At 61.3% G+C, this 17,422-nt stretch carries 19 protein-coding genes and 3 pseudogenes; 9 read left to right on the top strand and 13 right to left on the bottom strand.

The window, feature by feature from the left end:
• Positions 1-5: 5 nt before the first annotated feature.
• A pseudogene (locus BMY06_RS35620) lies at positions 6-182 on the bottom strand (IS5/IS1182 family transposase); the annotation flags it as partial.
• A 126-nt stretch (positions 183-308) separates the two neighbouring features.
• Between BMY06_RS35620 and BMY06_RS35615 the strand changes: the two are divergent.
• The gene (locus tag BMY06_RS35615; RefSeq protein ID WP_074987601.1) at positions 309-881 is read left to right on the top strand and encodes an Hsp20/alpha crystallin family protein; all 573 of its coding nucleotides are present in this window, start codon (positions 309-311) and stop codon (positions 879-881) included.
• Positions 882-1,143: 262 nt separating this feature from the next.
• On the opposite strand, the gene BMY06_RS35610 is transcribed toward BMY06_RS35615, so the two are convergent.
• From BMY06_RS35610 to BMY06_RS35590, 5 genes are all read right to left on the bottom strand, one after another.
• Complete coding sequence (locus BMY06_RS35610) at positions 1,144-1,560, bottom strand: hypothetical protein (protein WP_124263281.1); 417 nt, start codon at positions 1,558-1,560, stop codon at positions 1,144-1,146.
• Between the two features lie 11 nt (positions 1,561-1,571).
• A complete protein-coding gene (locus tag BMY06_RS35605; protein WP_074987600.1) occupies positions 1,572-1,826 on the bottom strand; it encodes a hypothetical protein in 255 nt (84 codons plus the stop codon).
• A 103-nt stretch (positions 1,827-1,929) separates the two neighbouring features.
• Positions 1,930-3,552, bottom strand: coding sequence for a chaperonin GroEL (gene groL, locus BMY06_RS35600; protein WP_074987545.1), 1,623 nt, complete (start codon positions 3,550-3,552; stop codon positions 1,930-1,932).
• Positions 3,553-3,628: 76 nt separating this feature from the next.
• On the bottom strand, positions 3,629-3,946 hold the full coding sequence (locus BMY06_RS35595; RefSeq protein WP_074987544.1) for a co-chaperone GroES: 318 nt from the start codon (positions 3,944-3,946) through the stop codon (positions 3,629-3,631).
• Positions 3,947-4,117: 171 nt separating this feature from the next.
• On the bottom strand, positions 4,118-4,756 hold the full coding sequence (locus BMY06_RS35590; protein ID WP_074987543.1) for a diguanylate cyclase: 639 nt from the start codon (positions 4,754-4,756) through the stop codon (positions 4,118-4,120).
• A gap of 196 nt (positions 4,757-4,952) precedes the next feature.
• Here BMY06_RS35590 and BMY06_RS35585 point away from each other — a divergent pair, with 196 nt between their 5' ends.
• The 6 genes from BMY06_RS35585 (at position 4,953) to BMY06_RS35555 (ending at position 9,859) form a co-directional block, all read left to right on the top strand.
• Positions 4,953-5,393, top strand: a complete 441-nt coding sequence (locus BMY06_RS35585) for an Hsp20/alpha crystallin family protein (protein ID WP_074987542.1) — start codon at positions 4,953-4,955, stop codon at positions 5,391-5,393.
• Positions 5,394-5,431: 38 nt separating this feature from the next.
• Complete coding sequence (locus tag BMY06_RS35580; RefSeq protein ID WP_074987541.1) at positions 5,432-5,845, top strand: Hsp20/alpha crystallin family protein; 414 nt, start codon at positions 5,432-5,434, stop codon at positions 5,843-5,845.
• 463 nt (positions 5,846-6,308) lie between these two features.
• Positions 6,309-6,614, top strand: a complete 306-nt coding sequence (locus BMY06_RS40375) for a hypothetical protein (RefSeq protein WP_237182019.1) — start codon at positions 6,309-6,311, stop codon at positions 6,612-6,614.
• 408 nt (positions 6,615-7,022) lie between these two features.
• Positions 7,023-7,523 (top strand): hypothetical protein, encoded by a 501-nt coding sequence (locus BMY06_RS35565; RefSeq protein ID WP_074987540.1) that lies wholly within the window; start codon positions 7,023-7,025, stop codon positions 7,521-7,523.
• A 474-nt stretch (positions 7,524-7,997) separates the two neighbouring features.
• Positions 7,998-9,422 carry an RAD55 family ATPase gene (locus tag BMY06_RS35560; RefSeq protein ID WP_074987539.1) on the top strand — a complete coding sequence of 475 codons (1,425 nt, stop codon included), beginning with the start codon at positions 7,998-8,000 and terminating at the stop codon, positions 9,420-9,422.
• 59 nt (positions 9,423-9,481) lie between these two features.
• Complete coding sequence (locus tag BMY06_RS35555) at positions 9,482-9,859, top strand: response regulator (RefSeq protein WP_074987538.1); 378 nt, start codon at positions 9,482-9,484, stop codon at positions 9,857-9,859.
• A 101-nt stretch (positions 9,860-9,960) separates the two neighbouring features.
• Here the strand turns inward: BMY06_RS35555 and BMY06_RS35550 are convergent, their stop codons facing one another.
• The gene (locus BMY06_RS35550; protein ID WP_313903854.1) at positions 9,961-10,461 is read right to left on the bottom strand and encodes a lipocalin family protein; all 501 of its coding nucleotides are present in this window, start codon (positions 10,459-10,461) and stop codon (positions 9,961-9,963) included.
• Between the two features lie 202 nt (positions 10,462-10,663).
• On the opposite strand from BMY06_RS35550, the gene BMY06_RS35545 reads away from it, so the two are divergent.
• Complete coding sequence (locus tag BMY06_RS35545) at positions 10,664-11,146, top strand: hypothetical protein (RefSeq protein ID WP_074987536.1); 483 nt, start codon at positions 10,664-10,666, stop codon at positions 11,144-11,146.
• Positions 11,147-11,246: 100 nt separating this feature from the next.
• Here the strand turns inward: BMY06_RS35545 and BMY06_RS35540 are convergent, their stop codons facing one another.
• From BMY06_RS35540 to BMY06_RS35515, 6 genes and pseudogenes are all read right to left on the bottom strand, one after another.
• A complete protein-coding gene (locus tag BMY06_RS35540; protein ID WP_074987535.1) occupies positions 11,247-12,500 on the bottom strand; it encodes an arsenic transporter in 1,254 nt (417 codons plus the stop codon).
• Complete coding sequence (locus BMY06_RS35535) at positions 12,497-13,729, bottom strand: MFS transporter (RefSeq protein ID WP_074987534.1); 1,233 nt, start codon at positions 13,727-13,729, stop codon at positions 12,497-12,499. The genes BMY06_RS35540 and BMY06_RS35535 overlap by 4 nt, the downstream gene beginning before the upstream one ends.
• A gap of 15 nt (positions 13,730-13,744) precedes the next feature.
• Positions 13,745-14,296 carry a hypothetical protein gene (locus BMY06_RS35530; RefSeq protein WP_074987533.1) on the bottom strand — a complete coding sequence of 184 codons (552 nt, stop codon included), beginning with the start codon at positions 14,294-14,296 and terminating at the stop codon, positions 13,745-13,747.
• Positions 14,297-14,341: 45 nt separating this feature from the next.
• Positions 14,342-15,139 carry a hypothetical protein gene (locus BMY06_RS35525; RefSeq protein WP_074987532.1) on the bottom strand — a complete coding sequence of 266 codons (798 nt, stop codon included), beginning with the start codon at positions 15,137-15,139 and terminating at the stop codon, positions 14,342-14,344.
• A 147-nt stretch (positions 15,140-15,286) separates the two neighbouring features.
• Complete coding sequence (locus BMY06_RS35520; RefSeq protein ID WP_074987531.1) at positions 15,287-16,657, bottom strand: sigma-54-dependent transcriptional regulator; 1,371 nt, start codon at positions 16,655-16,657, stop codon at positions 15,287-15,289.
• Positions 16,642-17,121, bottom strand: a pseudogene (locus tag BMY06_RS35515) (sensor histidine kinase); the annotation flags it as partial. The pseudogene BMY06_RS35515 and the gene BMY06_RS35520, both read right to left, overlap by 16 nt.
• Positions 17,122-17,152: 31 nt before the next feature.
• On the opposite strand from BMY06_RS35515, the pseudogene BMY06_RS35510 reads away from it, so the two are divergent.
• Positions 17,153-17,422, top strand: a pseudogene (locus tag BMY06_RS35510) (IS6 family transposase); the annotation flags it as partial.

The following is a 17,422-nucleotide window of genomic DNA, read 5'->3' as shown; positions in this document are numbered from 1 at the left end:
AGTTACCCCAATGTGTTCACCGCCATGTTCACCTTGCTGCCTTTTTTACGCTTGTACCCGTAGAGACTGCGCGTGGACCGCTCTCGCACGTCGACTGCAACGTACGGCCATCAAGGATGACCGCACTGGGCTGCCCCCGGCGATTCCGCCCCCCGGATAATCGAACGCAGATCGTTGGCCATGTCACCCGCGCCTGTCCTGCTATTGGGCAGCGGGCCTTCCGTTCTTGTGCTCTTGAAATTTCGTCTTCCTGGACTATGTTAACCATCGCGAACGTATGTTCCTTGAGGACCGAGAGGAGAAAGACGATGAATCCCGATCCGAAGAGGTGGAACCCCTTCAAGTTCTTTCGCGTGTCAGGGCGTAAGCCTGGCGCACAGTCACCAGACAACACCAACGCAGGGGAGAGCGGCCAGCGCAACTCATTGCCCGACCTTATGAGGCTGCTCTCGCGCGAGCAGTGGCGCGCAGTCGAAGACTTTCTTCTTGATCCGACATTGGCTCGCGGAGTGCTTGACCGATGGTTCGGAGATTTTAGCTCGGCGCGTTTCCAGCCACGTATCGACGTGGTTGATGAGGGACCAGTCCTGCGCGTCACGGTAGAACTACCCGGTATTGATCGGAGCGACGTAAAAGTGAGCGTTGTGGATGGTGTGATAATAATTCGAGGAGAAAAAAAGCAGGATATACGCGACGAAGAAAACGGGTGCTACCGGCTGGAACGTTCCCACGGACGGTTTGAGCGCACGGTTCCCATGCCGGAATATGCAGATCCAGAACGCGCGCTCGCCAGGTATGACAACGGCATACTCACGTTGACGGTGCCAAAAAGCGAACCGGTGAGGTCCTCGGGCCGTCAGGTGGAGATCGAGATCGGTTAGCTCGGCCGTTTCGTAGCCGGTGTGGTCAGCCCGGTGGAAAAGCGCCTCGCATCAAGCCACGCTGCGCGCGACGTAGCAGTCGTCCCTGTCCGCCGTCCGACCCACAGCCTTGTGCCAGGCTCATGCTGCCGAACGGCCTGATTGATTGGGGCAGGACGGTAGAATCGGCCATCCCCAGGCATAAATGGCACACGCCAGTTCGGGCAGGACATGGACGGCAGTCAGCGCGTGTGGCGCGCGCGGGTATCAATGCCGACGCGCATCAGGTCGGGCGTTCCGACGCATGTCGCACAGCGTGGGCCTTCTGGCCCGGTTGAATATCACACCAGAATTCCTGATGGAATGCGTCCAGGCGGCGGGCCGCCTCATGGCGGTGAAAGTGACTGGCGAGCCAGAACTGGCAGCCATCAAAGAAGACCTTCATCGCGGGCTGCTCCGTACGCATTGAGCCTTTGCGTATGGCGGCCATCGCGTCCTGCAGCGCGGCATCGACGAACGATCCCTTGCGACATAGTTCGTCATCAACCGAGAGTTGCAGAAATTTGAGATAGTCCAGGCCAAGCATGCCGACAGGCAATCTGGCGGGCATGCGGGCACGAAAATGAGGGCTGTCGGACATCGCGACGCAAGGTACTTCAGAAAAATTATTTGACTGGGCGTGCGGGACTTTGCCGATCACGGCAGACCGTGTTAGCCATCAGCCATGAGATGGCGAATTACCAGTGCCGGGTCGGCGATATCCAGGATGAGCCTGCGCAGGATGCGCCGGCGCATATGCTCCTCGTCGAGCGTCCATGGGGCGCCTTTCTCGCTGAGATAATGCGCGAGGGCATCGTGATTGTCTGAGCCGGCGGGAAGGCTCAGGCGGGCGGCCAGCAGTCCCGCCACGACGTCGTCGATTTCGATGTCGAGCCGCTTGGAGTCAATGTAAAGTTCGAGTTTCATTTCGGACCCAGGCAAAAAGCGGCGCCGCAGGACGGAGACAATGTGCGGCGCCGAACGGATTGCACCGGCCGCGACCGTTGGCCGGCGCATGCGGAAACGCTCCTCAGTAGTCAAACTCCGGTGCGGGGGCCTGCGCCGGCTTCTCGTCCTTCGCCGCCTCGGCGACCGTCGCATCCGTCGTGAGGATCAGCCCGGCAATTGATGCAGCATTTTGTAGCGCAGTGCGCGTTACCTTGGTGGGGTCGACCACCCCCGTTTCGACGAGGTCGCCGTACTCGCCGGTTCCTGCGTTGTAGCCGAAGTTTCCCTTGCCTTCGAGAACCTTCGCGATGACCACGGAAGGCTCGTCCCCAGCGTTGGCGACGATCACGCGCAACGGCGCTTCGAGCGCACGCAGCACAATCTGGACGCCCGCGTCCTGGTCACTGTTGGCGCCTTTCAGGCCGGTCACGGCCGAGCGCGCGCGCAGAAGCGCAACGCCACCACCGGGCACGATCCCTTCCTCGACTGCCGCGCGTGTGGCGTGCAGCGCGTCGTCTACCCGATCTTTCTTCTCCTTCATCTCGACCTCGGTGGCCGCGCCGACCTTGATGACGGCAACACCACCGGCGAGCTTCGCGACACGCTCCTGGAGCTTCTCGCGATCGTAGTCACTCGTCGTTTCCTCGATCTGCGCACGGATCGACTTCACGCGTGCATCGATGCGCTGCTCGTCGCCCGCGCCGTCGATGATGATCGTGTCGTCCTTCCGTACCTCGATGCGCTTCGCACGCCCGAGATCCTCCAGCGTTGTCTTCTGCAGTTGCTTGCCAGTTTCCTCGGATATGACGGTCGCGCCCGTGAGGATGGCAATGTCTTCGAGCATAGCCTTGCGTCGGTCACCAAAGCCTGGCGCCTTGACGGCGGCGACTTTGAGGATGCCGCGCATTGCGTTGACCACGAGTGTGGCCAGCGCCTCACCGTCGATATCTTCCGCGACGATCAGCAGCGGCTTGCCGGCCTTGGACGTCGCCTCGAGCACCGGCAGCAGGTCACGGAAATTCGAGATTTTCTTGTCGTGCAGCAGGATCAACGCATCATCGAGATAGGCCGCCTGCTTGTCCGGATCGTTGATGAAGTAGGGGCTCACGTAGCCGCGATCAAACTGCATGCCCTCGACCACGTCGAGTTCGTTTTCGAGCGACTTGCCGTCCTCGACCGTGATGACGCCTTCCTTGCCTACCCTTTCCATGGCGTCGGCGATGATCGCGCCGATTGCCTCGTCGGAATTCGCTGAAATCGAACCGACCTGCGCGATCTCCCTGTTAGTGGAAATTGGCTTCGACAGCTTGCGCAACTCGTCGAGCACGGCGGCTACCGCCTTGTCGATGCCGCGCTTAAGATCCATCGGGTTCATGCCCGCGGCGACGTGCTTCATGCCTTCCTGCACGATGGCCTGCGCCAGCACGGTGGCCGTCGTTGTGCCGTCCCCGGCGATATCGGCGGTCTTCGAGGCGACCTGCTTGACGATCTGCGCGCCCATGTTCTCGAAGCGGTCTTTCAGCTCGATTTCCTTCGCCACCGACACGCCATCCTTCGTGATGGTCGGCGCGCCGAAGCTGCGTTCGAGCAGGACATTGCGGCCTTTCGGTCCGAGTGTGACCTTGACCGCGTCGGCGAGGACGTTCACGCCCTTGACGATGCGTGTGCGTGCGCTGTCGTGGAATTTGACGTCTTTTGCAGTCATGTTATTGCTCCGGGTAAAGTCGTTGACTCAACGCGTCGCGAACGACCGTCCCGGTGTTCGCGACCGCGTCGGGATTTCAGGCGGCCTTGCGGGTGGTGCCCGCGTCGGCCTCGAGGACGCCCATGACGTCTTCCTCGCGCATGACGAGCAGTTCCTCGCCATCGACCTTGACGGTCTGGCCTGCGTACTTTCCGAAGAGCACCCGGTCGCCGACTTCGAGCTGGAGCGGGCGCAGCGTGCCATCCTGCAGCAGCCGGCCGCTGCCGACCGCGACAATTTCACCCTGTTCGGGCTTTTCTGCCGCCGAATCGGGAATCACGATGCCCGAGGCCGTCGTCCGCTGCGTCTCGATTCGCTTGACGATAACCCGGTCGTAGAGGGGACGAATCTGCATTCTCATCTCCTGAGCGATTAAAGATTACCAATAAGGGAATCCGGCTGCTGTTACCGAAGCGTGTGGGGACGCCTCGGAGCAGCCGAGCCAGTGTGTCTGGCGGATAGCGAAATAGAGGCGGCGGTCACGTCCTTCAAGGGGTGTCAAAACGGCTATTTGTAACAAATTGTTTCAGTGAGTCAGCAAGATGCGATGGACAGCGCCGAGGCGATAAACCGTGCGGCCACGCCCATCAGGGCGACGCGGCTCAGGCAGCACGGGGCAGGGTGGCTGGCGTCCGCCATCGGCGTCAAGCGTGTCGTCCGGGGCTTCGAGCGTGCGCCACAGGCCGCCCTTTACCGGCCGGAACAGCCAGCGCACGTAGCCTTTGCGCGCGGCGAGTTGAATCAGCTCGCCGCGATCGGTTTCGTCATCGAGGAGCTGTGGGTCATGCGCGCTGTCCACCCCGTAGTCGCCAAATGCCAGACGACAGGCGAGCGCCTCCGCAGCGCCGGCACCGATCACGTTGCACCCGCGCCGTTCCGTGCGCTCGACATCCCATGCACCAGATTGCCACGCTGCATCCAGCAGCAAAGAATCCACACTCTCAAAATTGTGCCATGGCGCATGGAGCTGAACGGCTGACGCTGGAACCGGGCGGGGCGGGATCTCTATGCCGGGCAGTACCAACGGTGTCGCACGCTTGAATGCGTGCCAGTGGAGCATTGCGATGAGCGGCGTATTCACCTGTGCTGCCGCCGTGACGGTGACAGCGAACAGCGGCAGACGCACGGTGTCGATCTGCGCCTGAAGCGTGTCGAAAAGGTCCATGATGCCTCCCGGTTGTGTTGTTGCAGGGCCTCTTGAAATTTCCATCATATGCGCTATTTTAGGCATCGCTCAGGCAGTCGCGATCAAGCGCTGCGTGTTTCGATTTGTTTGTCAGCCGGTGTCCCCACGGCAGACGGACTGGAGCGCGTGGATCAGTTCGTTCTTCGTGAGAGGCCCCGGTTTCAAGGAGCCAGTCATGAGCGATCTTTTCTTCACTACCGATCTGCTGGGCGAATTCGACCGCCTGCAACGGCAGATAGCTAGCGCCGTCGCGGGCTTTCCCGCAAGCCTGCGCGCTACGCGCAGCGAAACCTTTCCTCCCGTCAACGTTGGCAGTACCGACGACAGCGTAGAGATCGTCACGTTCGCGCCAGGACTCGATCCGGCGTCGATCGACGTCTCGATAGACAAGGGGCTGCTCACGATCAGCGGCGAACGCAGGCCTCCCGCGACGGGAAGTGGCGACGAAACGCGCGTGTACGCTCGCGAACGCTTCATGGGAGCGTTCCGGCGCGTGATCGAACTGCCGCCGCACGCGGATCCCGACAAGGTCAGTGCGCGCTATGTGAACGGTTGTCTGACGGTGAGCGTCGGACGGTCCGAAGCGTCGAAGCCGCGAGCCATCGCCGTTCAGTGACGCGATAGAAAGAAGCACGAGAAAGCACGGAGGACATCATGAACGACAGCACTGAACTCACTACCCGGGAGCCTCACACCGACCTTGCTTCGCGCGAAGGTGCACGACATGCGAAGCAGCTTACCCGGGTTGCGCCTGCAGTCGATATCTTCGAGGATACCCACGGCATCACGCTCTACGCGGATCTGCCAGGGGTGCCGCGCGAAAAGCTCGACGTGCGCGTGCAGGACGGCAGCCTGAGTATCGAGGCGGAAGCGGTAATTTCGACCCCACCAGGACTGCGCCTGCAACATGGGGAAGTGCGCCATCCGCACTTCTGGCGCGCGTTCACACTCAGCCCCGATTTCGACGTGTCGCGCATCGACGCACAACTGAACGATGGTGTGCTCAAGCTCACCATTCCCCGTCGTGACGCGGCAAAACCGCGCCGCATTGAAGTGAGGGTCGGCTAGAGGAACGCGCAGAGGCAGGTCCGGTCATGCGGCGTGGTCTGCTCGGCCCGCGCCGCGTGACCCGCCACGCAGAGGTATCTATGCACAACGAACGCTGCCATAGCTGGAAGGGCTGCATGATCGAGACATGCGTCTTCCCGGTTTGGCACTGCGCTGCCTCCCGCTGGCCGGAACTTGGCCGTAGCCATCGTCCGCATCCGGCGCGCGGAGCAGTCGGTGACAGACTCGAACCTCCTGTCCTATGCCCAGCACTGGGCAAGCGTGGACAAGGCGCACCGGGCGACAGTCGAGATCGCGATACGCACCATCAATGCGGACAGCTTAAGCGACAGGGGTTCGCCCGCACAGTTCCGCGGTTGAACGGACCGCATCACACGGTTGTCCAGCCCGCGTATAGCTTGCACTACTTTTCATTTTTTGCAGGGGCAACTGCACGCGGGCTCCTGTTTCCTCGGAGAAGTAAATGCTCAGTCCACACGAATTCGCGACCCTGATGCTGGTTCGCCAGGCGCCGGACCAACTCGACATGAACCGCGCCGAACTCGACGCGCTTCTCGAGCGCCAACTGGTGATGCTGGAGCATTGCGGCGAAGGTGCACGGCGCGCCTACCTGACCGGAAAAGGCAAAACGTTCCTTGACGCACTTCAACCGTGCGACGCGCCCCGCGGCAGGAATACTACCGGAAACGCCGTTGGCCCGGATCCGGCAATGTCTCTCGCGCCGGGTGGTCGTGCGAAGGAAATTGAGGATCCGGGACGCGCTGGCTGAATGGCTACGCGACCGCACGCCTCGCAGGCGTCCTCGCCGTGAAGTGCGGGGGCGAGGCTGCCAGAGCTTGCCGGACGGCCTCCGGATCGACACGAGCCACAGCGGTAACGCGGGGCGCAGGCACGCGATGCGATAGGGAACATCATGTACAACAGAATCTGATAGCGAAACTTGGGCACCGCGCTAGTTTGCCACGCCTGTTGGCGGATGAGGGGAAACAGGCGCGGGCATCTCCCGAAGCACAGATCCGGTTATGCTCAGTCGTTCCGGGCCGACATGTTCGACAGATCTGGATTCCGTCAGCGATTTCTGGATGGACGCGAGACGAATACCTGCGGATTCGACGGTCGCCACTTCTGGATCGCTGTTCCTGCGGAACCATCTGAACTCCGCTTCGAGGAAAATAGAATGACAGACACTGCAGTCACCTTTCCCGACAACGATGCGCTTTATGAACGCATACGGCTTATGCTCTTTAGCGTTGATCTGCCCGTGAAACGTCTCGAAGCCGACATCGACGGTATCGAACGATTCACCGCGTCTGATGTGCGCTCACCGCATCTGCGCCTGATCAAAACAATGCCGCCGTTTACGCCCGCTGCGGAATCGATCGTACGCGCCATGATCCGTACATACGGAATGGAGTTGTTCGGGCGCGGTAGCGCGAATGCCGCGCTGCGCGCGCTGATAAAGGCCGGACCGGTTAAATTTGGACAAACCGCCTTGTTGCTGGGGCACGACGCACCTGTCCCGGAGCGTACCCGACCACTCGTCGAAGAATTCAACCGGGTCTTTGAGCGCCATCCTGGAAGCGGCTTCGCCGAAGCTAGAAGCATTCTGGCGGCAATTGGTCTGCCCGGTTGCTGGGAGGCATTTCAACAGCCACGTTGCCTGCAAAACCGGGAATAGAAATCCGTTATTGGGTCCGCCGAAGATGTCACTTTCGGACGTCGGGCTGCGCATCGCGAAGAGGGTGGGCGATCTGGAAAGCCTGGTTGCGAATTGTGATCCAGAGATGACGCGGCCTCGTCGCAGCGCAGGTGCGCACGTCCTGATGGATTGCGACCTCAAGGCATTGCCGTCCGCTTCTATTGTTCCGCCGCAAAGCCGTGTGCCATCTGGTGGCTTCGAACCAGTTCATGTACGGCGCGTCGATTGGCGACGGCAGCGGTGGGCCTTCATGATGAGTCGCTGGCTGTGGCGTACATCGCCGAAGTGCGCCTGGACCCATCGGTGGCGATGGATAGCGTGTTTGGCGCATAATCGTGCCTGGATACAGTTGCACGTGGATGATTCCCGTTCTCTGTTCTCCCTGAAACTGTGGCACTTGCTGCCCCTTTCTGCCGTCCCTTCGGCAACCACCAACGTCGGAACCTAAACGCGATGCACCATAACCTGACTCGCCTGAAGAGCGATGTGCCCGGACTTGACCCAATTCTGGGCGGCGGGTTGATTGCTGGTTCCGCGTATATCCTTCAGGGGCGACCGGGTGCCGGCAAGACGATCCTGGCAAACCAGATTGCCTTCGCGCAGGCTCGTGCGGGAAGCAAAATTCTCTACATCACGCTCCTCGCAGAATCCCACGATCGCCTCTTTCAATCACTCGCGATACTTGACTTCTACGATGCTGAGCTCGTTGGTAAGGAAATAACGTATCTGAGTCTGTTCCGAACGCTTCGCGTCGACGGTCTGAGCGCGCTGGTTGAGCTGCTCCGCAAGGAGATGGCGCGCCAAGGTGCCTCGATGCTCATACTGGATGGCCTGCTCAACGCGCGCGAAAGCACGCATAGCTCACTCGATGTGAAGGCCTTTGTCGCGGAACTGCAGGGGCATGCGTCTTTCAGTGGCTGCACGGTCCTATTTCTGACCAGCGCGCGCATCGACGAATCAAGCCCCGAGCACACGATGGTCGATGGTGTGGTTCAACTAGAGGAGGAATTGTTCGGCTCGCGTACCGTACGACGGCTGCGGATAACCAAATCGCGCGGAAGTGCCTCGCTTGGAGGTCTCCATCACTATGAGATTTCCAATCAGGGGGTCACGGTCTATCCGCGGCTCGAATCCCTGTATGGTCGACCTGTTGGTCAGGACCGTGCTCCGCAGGACCGGGTCTCCAGTGGTGTCGGCGAGCTTGACCTGCGAGTACACGGCGGCCTGCCCGCAAACTCCGCTACGGCCGTGGTGGGTCCGGGTGGAAGTGGCAAGACCAGTTTTGGTCTCAATTTTCTACGGTTGGCGACGCCTGAAACACCAGCGCTGCACTTTGGCTTCTACGAGAGCCCTGCGCGTCTTGCCAGTAAGGCAAAGGCTCTGGGGATAGAACTGGAGACGCTTATCGCCTCAGGTGCGGTGGCTGTTTTGTGGAACCCGTTGACCGAGAACGTCATCGACAAACTGGCATACCAGTTGCTTGATGCAGTTCGGGCACGCGGAATGCGCAGGCTCGTCATAGATGGGCTTGCGGGTTTCGAAAGGGCGAGTGTTGAGCGTCCTCGCTTCACCGAATTTCTTGCTGCATTGACGAACCAGTTACGTGTTCTGGACGTTACGACGGTGTGTACATGGGAAACGAGGGAGCTGACCGCGACGGCACTGAATTCGGCGCCGCCAGAAATGCTGAGCCTGTTCGACAATGTCATTGGCATGCAGCTTGAGGAAGCGGGTGACGCGCTCTATCCTGGCATGAAAGTTATCAAGATCAGGGACAGTGCATTCGCGCCGACAATCACGAAGCTCATCATCCCGGATGCCATTCACGGAACGCTCGGGGATCGTGGCATCGCTACATCAGGCACCCCCGAAAATTAAAATGTCGCTGGAAGGGCTGCGTGCCGTCTGCTGACGGCAGGTAACGGGAGTGAGCCGCAATGGCGACCATAGTAGTAGTTGACGACGAGACCTTGATCACGGATTTCCTGTCCTTTTTTCTGGAGGACGCGGGATACGTCGTCCATAGCGCCCGCAATGGAGCCGAAGCGCTTGAGCTTATCGTACGTATTGTTCCGGACCTCGTCATCACGGACTACATGATGCCATTGATGACGGGTCTGGAGCTTGCGCGCGCGATCAAGGCAGACCACGCTGTCATGCACGTTCCTGTCATCCTTTCCAGCGCTGCACAAGGAGCGTCCGCGCGGCAACACCCGGAATTGTTCGTTGCTGTGCTGGACAAACCATATCCAGCACAAGAACTGATGCGGATCGTGACTGAGACGCTTGAAAAAAGTGGATTTCAGGGGCGGTAATTACCGCCGGCGACGGCATCTTACGGATTCGTTTAACCCAGGCTCTACCGAAATTCGACGCGATGCTGCAGCTACCGCCTCACATCAGCAGCTGCCTTGCATCAATGTCTCGTAACCCGAACAAGCGCCCAGTCGTATCCGAGTGCTCTTACGCGCGCCTGCAGGCGATCAAGCATGTCAGGCGAGGAGTGCGCTGCGCGCGTGAGCACCCATAGGTACCGCCCCGACGGCTCTCCGACGATCGACCATTCATAGTCGTCGCCGTGATCGAGAATCCGGTAGTCTCCATAGAATAGTCCGAAGAAAGATACTTTCAGTTCCGCATTTGTTGCCCGATCAACGACTTTCGCCTTGCCGACCGATTGTCTGAACGCGCTGGGGTCATCCTCTACTCGGCCGCGATTGACCACCTTCACCGTACCATCCTCGTTGAGTGAGTACTCGGCAGTGACCTCGTCCATATCCTTTTCGAATGACGCTTCATAGCGGAACTGTTCATACCAACGGCCCATATATTTGCTCAGATCTACCGGCTTCGCAGGTGGCGGTACGGCTGGGTTCCCGACGTGGCCCGGCCGAGGAATATATGCGCAGCCGCCCAAAATGAAAGCCGCGCCGGTAAGTGCCGCGCCGAGGATTTTTTTGCATGACTGTCAATACCTATGTTTTATTGAAAACGCAGCGGCAATCTATATTTCGCCGTTAATGGGATTCAGGTTACCTCGAAATGTCTAAAAATGTGGCCGTGCCACTGTAATACCGAACACAACGTCACACCAAGGTTGGTGAATCCATAATCCGATTGTGCTTCCCGTCGCACAAGGTATCGCCGGCGTTCCTCTCTTCAGTGGTGCCTCTGTACGTCTGGCTGTATTTGTCATCGCCATCGTCGCAGCTGTCGGCTACTTTGTGTTCCGCCTGCGTCATGACAAATATGAAGTCCTTACGTCGCTCCCGGTCGAAGCTGCCATCACGCGCTCGCAGAAGTTCGTTCTGGGCGTCATCGCGTTGGCGACAGTCATTCTTGTGTGGGCCGCTCCGGAATTCAAGTGGCACAACGGCGAATTGAGCGCGTCTTATATCTTCCTCGCGATCGCGATTGCTGTTGCGGGCCGACTCACCGCGAGGGAACTCCTGCAGAACATCGCAGTCGAGATGGACGGACTGGCGGTAGCGCGTTCGACTCTAATTCTCAACCGTCTCCCCGGCACCCTGGCTTGCGTCGAGGCAATCCTTCGGCTGGCGATTGAGGGAGTGCGAACTCGCACGCGCAGGCCGTGCTTGTGAAATGTCAGTTGGCTGGATGGCTGGATGGCTGGTACCGGAGCGTAGAATCCACTCAGCCTGATGGCGACGTTCCTTTCGGGAGGAGGGGGACACGCCCAGGTCAAGCTCCGCAGAGGAGCCGCACGCCGAGCGCCAGCACGAGCGCGGGCAACATGACCATGAGGCCGATCCTGAGAAACTGCAGAAAGCTGACTTCTTCGCCTTCACGACGAATTGCGGTGAGCCAGAGGATGGTGGCGAGCGAGCCGGTGATCGAGAGATTGGGACCCAGATCGACGCCAATCAGCAGGGCGTCAATGACGCGCTCCGGACTGCGCGCCTGAAAGGCGCTCGCGCTTGCAATGAGTCCGGCAGGCAGGTTGTTGATCGCGTTGCTCCCTAAAGCGACGGACACGCCTGCGACGGCCGCAGTCATCGGCTCGTTTTGCCGTGTTGCCAGCGCAACCAGATGCGAGAGTCTGCCAATGACACCCGTATGATCGAGCATCTCGACCATCACGAACAGGCCTGCGACAAGCGGGAGCACGCTCCAGGAGATTTCGCCGATAAGCCCAGCCGGAGACTGACCTTCCCGGATCAGGATAACGGCGGCGGTGGCTATGCCAAGAATCGCCGTGGGCAAACCCAGTTGCAGGTTGAGTGCCGACACGACGAGCAGGGTAACTGCCGTCACATCGATGCCGGCCAGCGTCACCTTGCCATTCGTGCTGAGTGTCTCGATGGGCAGATCGCGCGCACACTTTCCCTTGAGGTCGTCGCGCTGTGTCCAGCGCAGCGCGACAAACGTTGCGGCGATCGACAGCACAGAAGGCAGCGCAAACCGGCTGATCCACAGACTCAGGGCTGGCGTGTGATTCGCGTAGAGCACCAGGTTGGCGGGATTCGAGATTGGCAGCACAAAACTCGCCGCGTTGGCGATAAATGCGCACGCGTACAGCAGCGGTAATGGTTTTGTCTGGGCTTTTTTCGCGGCGGCGAACACCGCCGGAGTGAGGACGACAGCCGCCGCATCGTTCGACAGAAAAGTCGTCACCACGACGCCCACCAGGTACACGAGCAAAAAGAGCCGCCGCGGCGACCCGTTCGCATGGTTGACAGCGAGCACCGCGATCCAGTCGAACAGTCCTTCGCGGCGGCCAAGTTCCGAAAGCAGCATCATGCCGATGAGGAACAGGTAGACGTCGCTCCCCTTGTTGACGGCCTGCCACGCGAGGCTCGCAGGAAGCAGTCCGAGCGTGACCAGTGCGAGCGCGCCGGCGACTGCCCAGATCGCTTCAGGCCAGCGGAATGGACGCAGGATGACGCCGGCGGTCGCGGCGAAGGCAATGCTCCAGGAGAGCAGAACAGGATTCATGTTGTCAGAGGCGTATTTTTGGTGTTGTCACAGTGACGGCCGCAGGCTTTTTTCAGCGTTGAACCACAGAGCAGCCAGAGCGCGAGCGAACCCGTCGATACGGCGCCCAAGGTAAGAAAGGCGGTTGCATAGCCAAAATGCTGGGCCAGCATGCCGCCGAGTGCGGGGCTGAGGGCAGCACCCATGCCTTGCAGGGTCATGACGACACCCTGGCCGACATTGACGCGCCCCGTTCCCTGCAGCAGTCGCACGACCAATGCCGGCACCGCGACGCTTTGCAGGCCGGCGCCAATTCCGTCAAGCGCCTGAACCGGCCACACGCCCCATGCAGCGATAAACATTGCCGCAACGACTCCGCGCACGGGCAATGCGAGAAAGGTGATCAGGATGACGCCCCAGTAGCCAATGCGTTGAATAAGACGATTCGCGAAGCATGCGGCGACCAGCATGACGAGTTGTGCGATGACGATCGTCGCGGCGGTGACGGCATTCGGGTCTCCCTGATGGGCGGAGACCACGGCGAGCCCATAAAGCGGGAGCATTGCGGCATTGCCCAGATGGAATATCGCCAGCGACAAGGCAAGCAAGAGCAACGGGCGGCAGGTCAACAGCACGCGAAACCCGCTTGCAGGTTCATGCGCCGTCGGCGACGACGGTCCTGATCCGCGCGCGCTGTCATGATCGATCACATCGCGCCGGATGAGCAGCGTCGAGATGATGGTCATCACGCCAAATACGCCGGTGAGCACGAACACCGCACCGAATCCGTATTTCCATCCGAGCCAGCCCGAAAGCGCCGCGCCGACGACGTTGCCCGCATGGTTGGCCACCTGGTTGCGGCCGAACTGCCGGTCGAAGCCTGCTTCACGGACGATGCCAAGCGTCACGCCCGCGACCGCGGGCCCCAGCGCCGCGCCAGTCACGGCGGTAAAGATCTGCGAAGCAGCGACCATCCAGTAGCTGTGCGATATCCACAGCGCGAGCGCTGCAAGCGTTGTCATCACTCCGGCGACGACGATGACGCCGCGTTTGTGATGCGTCGCGTCGATCAGCGCGCCAGCGGGCGATGTCGCGAGCATGCTGGCAATGCCGCCCACCGTCATGACCGTACCAATTGCCTGCGGGTGCCAGCCCTGCGCCTGCAAAAACACGCCGAGAAACGGGCCGATGCCAGCCTGCACATCGGCCATGAAGAAGTTCAGCGCTTCAAGCGCATAGTGCGGGTTCACGGGGCCCTCACCGCGTCAGGCAGGCGACGGCGCGTCGACGAGTTCAGCGATCTCGTCGACTTCGATCGTGCGCCCATGTCTGTTCCTGACGCCGCTTCCCCACGCCTGGACATGCGCGCCGGGCGCCAGATAGCTGGCCAGTTCGGCGGCCGCGTGCGGCGGCATGCGCAACGACGTGCCATCGTCGAGCAAGGCGCCGCGCAGTTCGCCTTTCGGGCCGAACAGGGAAAGCACAACTCCACCGGATGCCTCCATGGGTTTGCGTTCAATGTGCGGCTTCGGAGGCCTCTGCCCGTCATGGTGCGGACCTTCGTCGAGAATCAGCACGCCGCTTTGGGTCAAGATAGACACTGCGACAAGCATGTTGGCGCCTCGAGGTTTCACTCCGCGGACCCGGACGACCTCGCCCGTTGCCACGTGCCGAGCCAGCTTGTTCGCGAGATGGGGAGGAAAGTGAATCTGCTGCGAATCGAGCACAAAGCCGTCGATTTCGCCGTGCGGGTTCAACAGGAAACGCACGACTTCCCCGCGGATTTCAGGAAGGCTCTCAGGGTCGATCCAATGCATTGCGTTTCTCCTTGGTGAATGGCTGGGATTTGTCAGAAGGCGCGCTCAGGGCGCGGGTGGAAGACGGTCGTAGAGCGGGGAGAGGTTGCCAGGCGAGCCGAATGCTGTTGCCTGCAAGGCCGCGCCGTACTGGTTGCGCGTTCCGTAACCTCTGGCTGCGACTGTTGCGCCCGTTCTGACCAGTGCGGGGTACTGCTGGGCGATGGGAGGCGTGAGCTTGATCACCGTGCCGTCCGAGAGGATGACGCCGTCGGGCTCGCCGCGCGGCGCGCTGGTCACATACGCAACCTGCCCCTGTGCATCCATCGGGGAAAGGCCCGCGCCACGCAGTTCGCGCGGCATTGGGCGCGCAGCCGCATCAGGTGCAGGCGGTTGATCGACGAGTTGCTCGCCGCTTCTCGTATCGGTGATGCGTTGGGCGTCAAGGCTCGCCTCTGAGTTTCGCCAGCCACTCACCTGTACCGCGTCGCCCTTGCGAACCGTCGCGGCAAGCTGGGCGCCCATGTGCGGTGGAAACCGGATCAGCAGACCTTCGCGGGTCAGAAAGCCGTCGACGTCGCCATCCGGATTGATCAGGAAGCGCGCGACAGTGCCCTGCGCGGTGCTGCCGGTGGCAATGCCGGGCTCAGCCGGGCGACCGGGATCGGTGCCGGGCAGTGGCGCAAGCGGCGCTGCGCCCGGCGGACGTGCAATAGCTGCGCTGGGCGGCGGCGGGGGAACCGGTGTTGCTTCAGGTTGAGGCTGCGCCGCGCATCCCGCGCTCGCCAGAAGCAGGCTCGCGAGACACGTTGCGACTGTGTGGCGCAGCACGACTGCGTGCGCCGGATAGCGGGTCGATTGCATGATTCACTCCTTCGCGTGACGTGGAGTGTTCTGCAATGGTCATGCCATATCCCCGAGGTCAGTATTCCGGGCCTTTATGGCTCTGGACGGGCGGCGGCATGTCCAGAAACCGGACAGGATGTGTCCAGTTTCGTGACAGCGATGCGCTCAGGCAGACGAGTCTCCCATGCCAAGCGCCGCCATCCGCGTGTAGAGCGACTGGCGGCTGATGCCGAGCCTGCGGGCGGCTTCCGCGCGATTGCCTCCCGCCGCAGCAAGCGCATGGGCGATGAGCGCACGTTCCAGCCGGGCCACGGCTTGCGCGAGGGGAAGCTCAAGGAGGCTGGCAGGTATCGGATGATCCTTGCAGCCAATCGCCGCGCTCAGGAAGTCGAAGTCTTCGCGCGTCAGCACCAGGCCCGGCGCGAGCGCGGCTGCGCGCTCGATCGCGTTGGCAAGTTCGCGGACGTTGCCTGGCCAGCTGAACGTGGCGAGCAGGCGCTGCGCGTCCGCCGAGAGATGTTTGCGCGCGGCATCGGTAGATGTTGTCGCGAGAAAGTATTCGGCAAGCGGCAGGATATCGGCCACACGTTCGCGCAGGGGCGGCATGTGCAGCGGAATCACGTTGAGGCGAAACAGCAGATCCTGGCGAAAGTCTCCCGCATTCACCATCGATGCGAGATCACGATGGGTTGCCGCGACGAAGCGCACGTCCACATCGACGACCCGGTTGGTCCCAAGCGGAGTAATCTGCCGCTCCTGCAGCACGCGCAGGAGTTTGGCCTGCATGGTGAGCGGCATGTCGCCGACCTCATCGAGAAAGAGCGTGCCGCCGTGCGCTTCTTCGATGCGTCCGCGCCGCTCAGCCTGGGCACCCGTAAACGCGCCTCTGGCGTGCCCAAATAGCTCGCTTTCCAGCAGATCAGCAGGCACGGCCGCGCAGTTCACCGCAACAAAGGGGCCGCTCGCGCGCGCCGAAGCGCGATGCAACACTTGAGCCGCGACTTCCTTGCCGGTTCCGGTTTCACCCGTGATGAGCACGGTGGCGGTGGTCCCCGCTGCGCGGCCCAGGCGCTTTTGCACGTCGCGCATGGTTTCGCTTACGCCGAGCAGGCGCGGCTCATGCGTTTTCACCTCGTCCCTGAACGTGTTCGCGGCGGCCGCACGGGCCTGGACGGTCAGGATGCGTTCGAGCAAGGCGATGATCTCGTCGCGTCCGACGGGTTTGGTCAGATGTTCGAAAGCGCCCAGGCGCATGGCGCCGATGGTGTTGTCGCTCGTCGCGTGTGCGGTCAGCATCACGACGGGAACGGTGCGTAACTGCGCTGCTTCGCGCAGCGTCTGCAGGACGGCGAGACCGTCCGCGCCGGGCAACCGGAAGTCGAGAAAGATGCAATCCGGCGTGGCGCGCTCGCGCAGCAAAGCTAATGCCTCTTCGCCGGAACGCGCCTCCAGCGCGTCATGGCCAAGATCCTGCACGGTTTCCGCGAGGCCTTCCCGGAAGGCGTCGTCGTCGTCGATGATCAGTATGGTCGCCATGGCAGGTCAATCACAAAGCATGTGGTATGCGGATCGTCGGCAAGGAACGCCTGGCCGCCGTGCGCGTCGGCGATCTCGCGCACGACAGCAAGGCCAAGGCCCGAGCCATCCGGGCGGCCGGTGACAAACGGCTCGAAGATGCCTTTTCTTTCACTCGCCTTCACGCCCTGGCCGTTGTCTCTGACTTCGAAGCGAAGGCGCTCGCCGCCGTCCGGCTGCGTGTGCCTTGCGGCGACCTTGACGTAGCCGCCCGAAGGCGCGTGCGACAGCGCGTTGACGATGAGATTGTCGAGCGCGCGCGCCATCTGCGCCGGATCGAAAACGGGTTGTGTCGCGGCGGTATCGACCTCGACGCGCAGTTCGATCTGATGGCTCTCCGCACGGGATTCATGCACGACAACGATTTGGTCCAGCCACGCGTCCAAATCGACTTCGCGAGGTTGAAGCGCAATGGGCACTGTCAGGTTGCTGGAGGTGTGGCAGTAGAATGAAGCGATGAAGAAGACGAAATCGCTTTATCACGGCCATCGCTTCCCCGCTATCGTCATCAGCTGCGCCGTTCGCTGGTACTTCCGGTTCAGCCTGAGCCTGCGCGACATCGAAGAGTTGTTGCTCGAGCGTGGCGTCGTGGTCACATACGAAACCATCCGTTGCTGGTGCGACAAGTTCGGCGCTGGATTCGCTAAGTGCGCCAAGGCGGCGCGGCGCAAGCCAGCCAACACCTGGCATTTAGACGAGATGTTCGTGACGCTACGCGGCGAGCCG

The sequence above is a fragment of the Paraburkholderia tropica genome (assembly GCF_900109265.1).
Lineage (GTDB): Bacteria > Pseudomonadota > Gammaproteobacteria > Burkholderiales > Burkholderiaceae > Paraburkholderia > Paraburkholderia tropica.
This window is presented reverse-complemented; position numbering and strand designations above follow the sequence as displayed.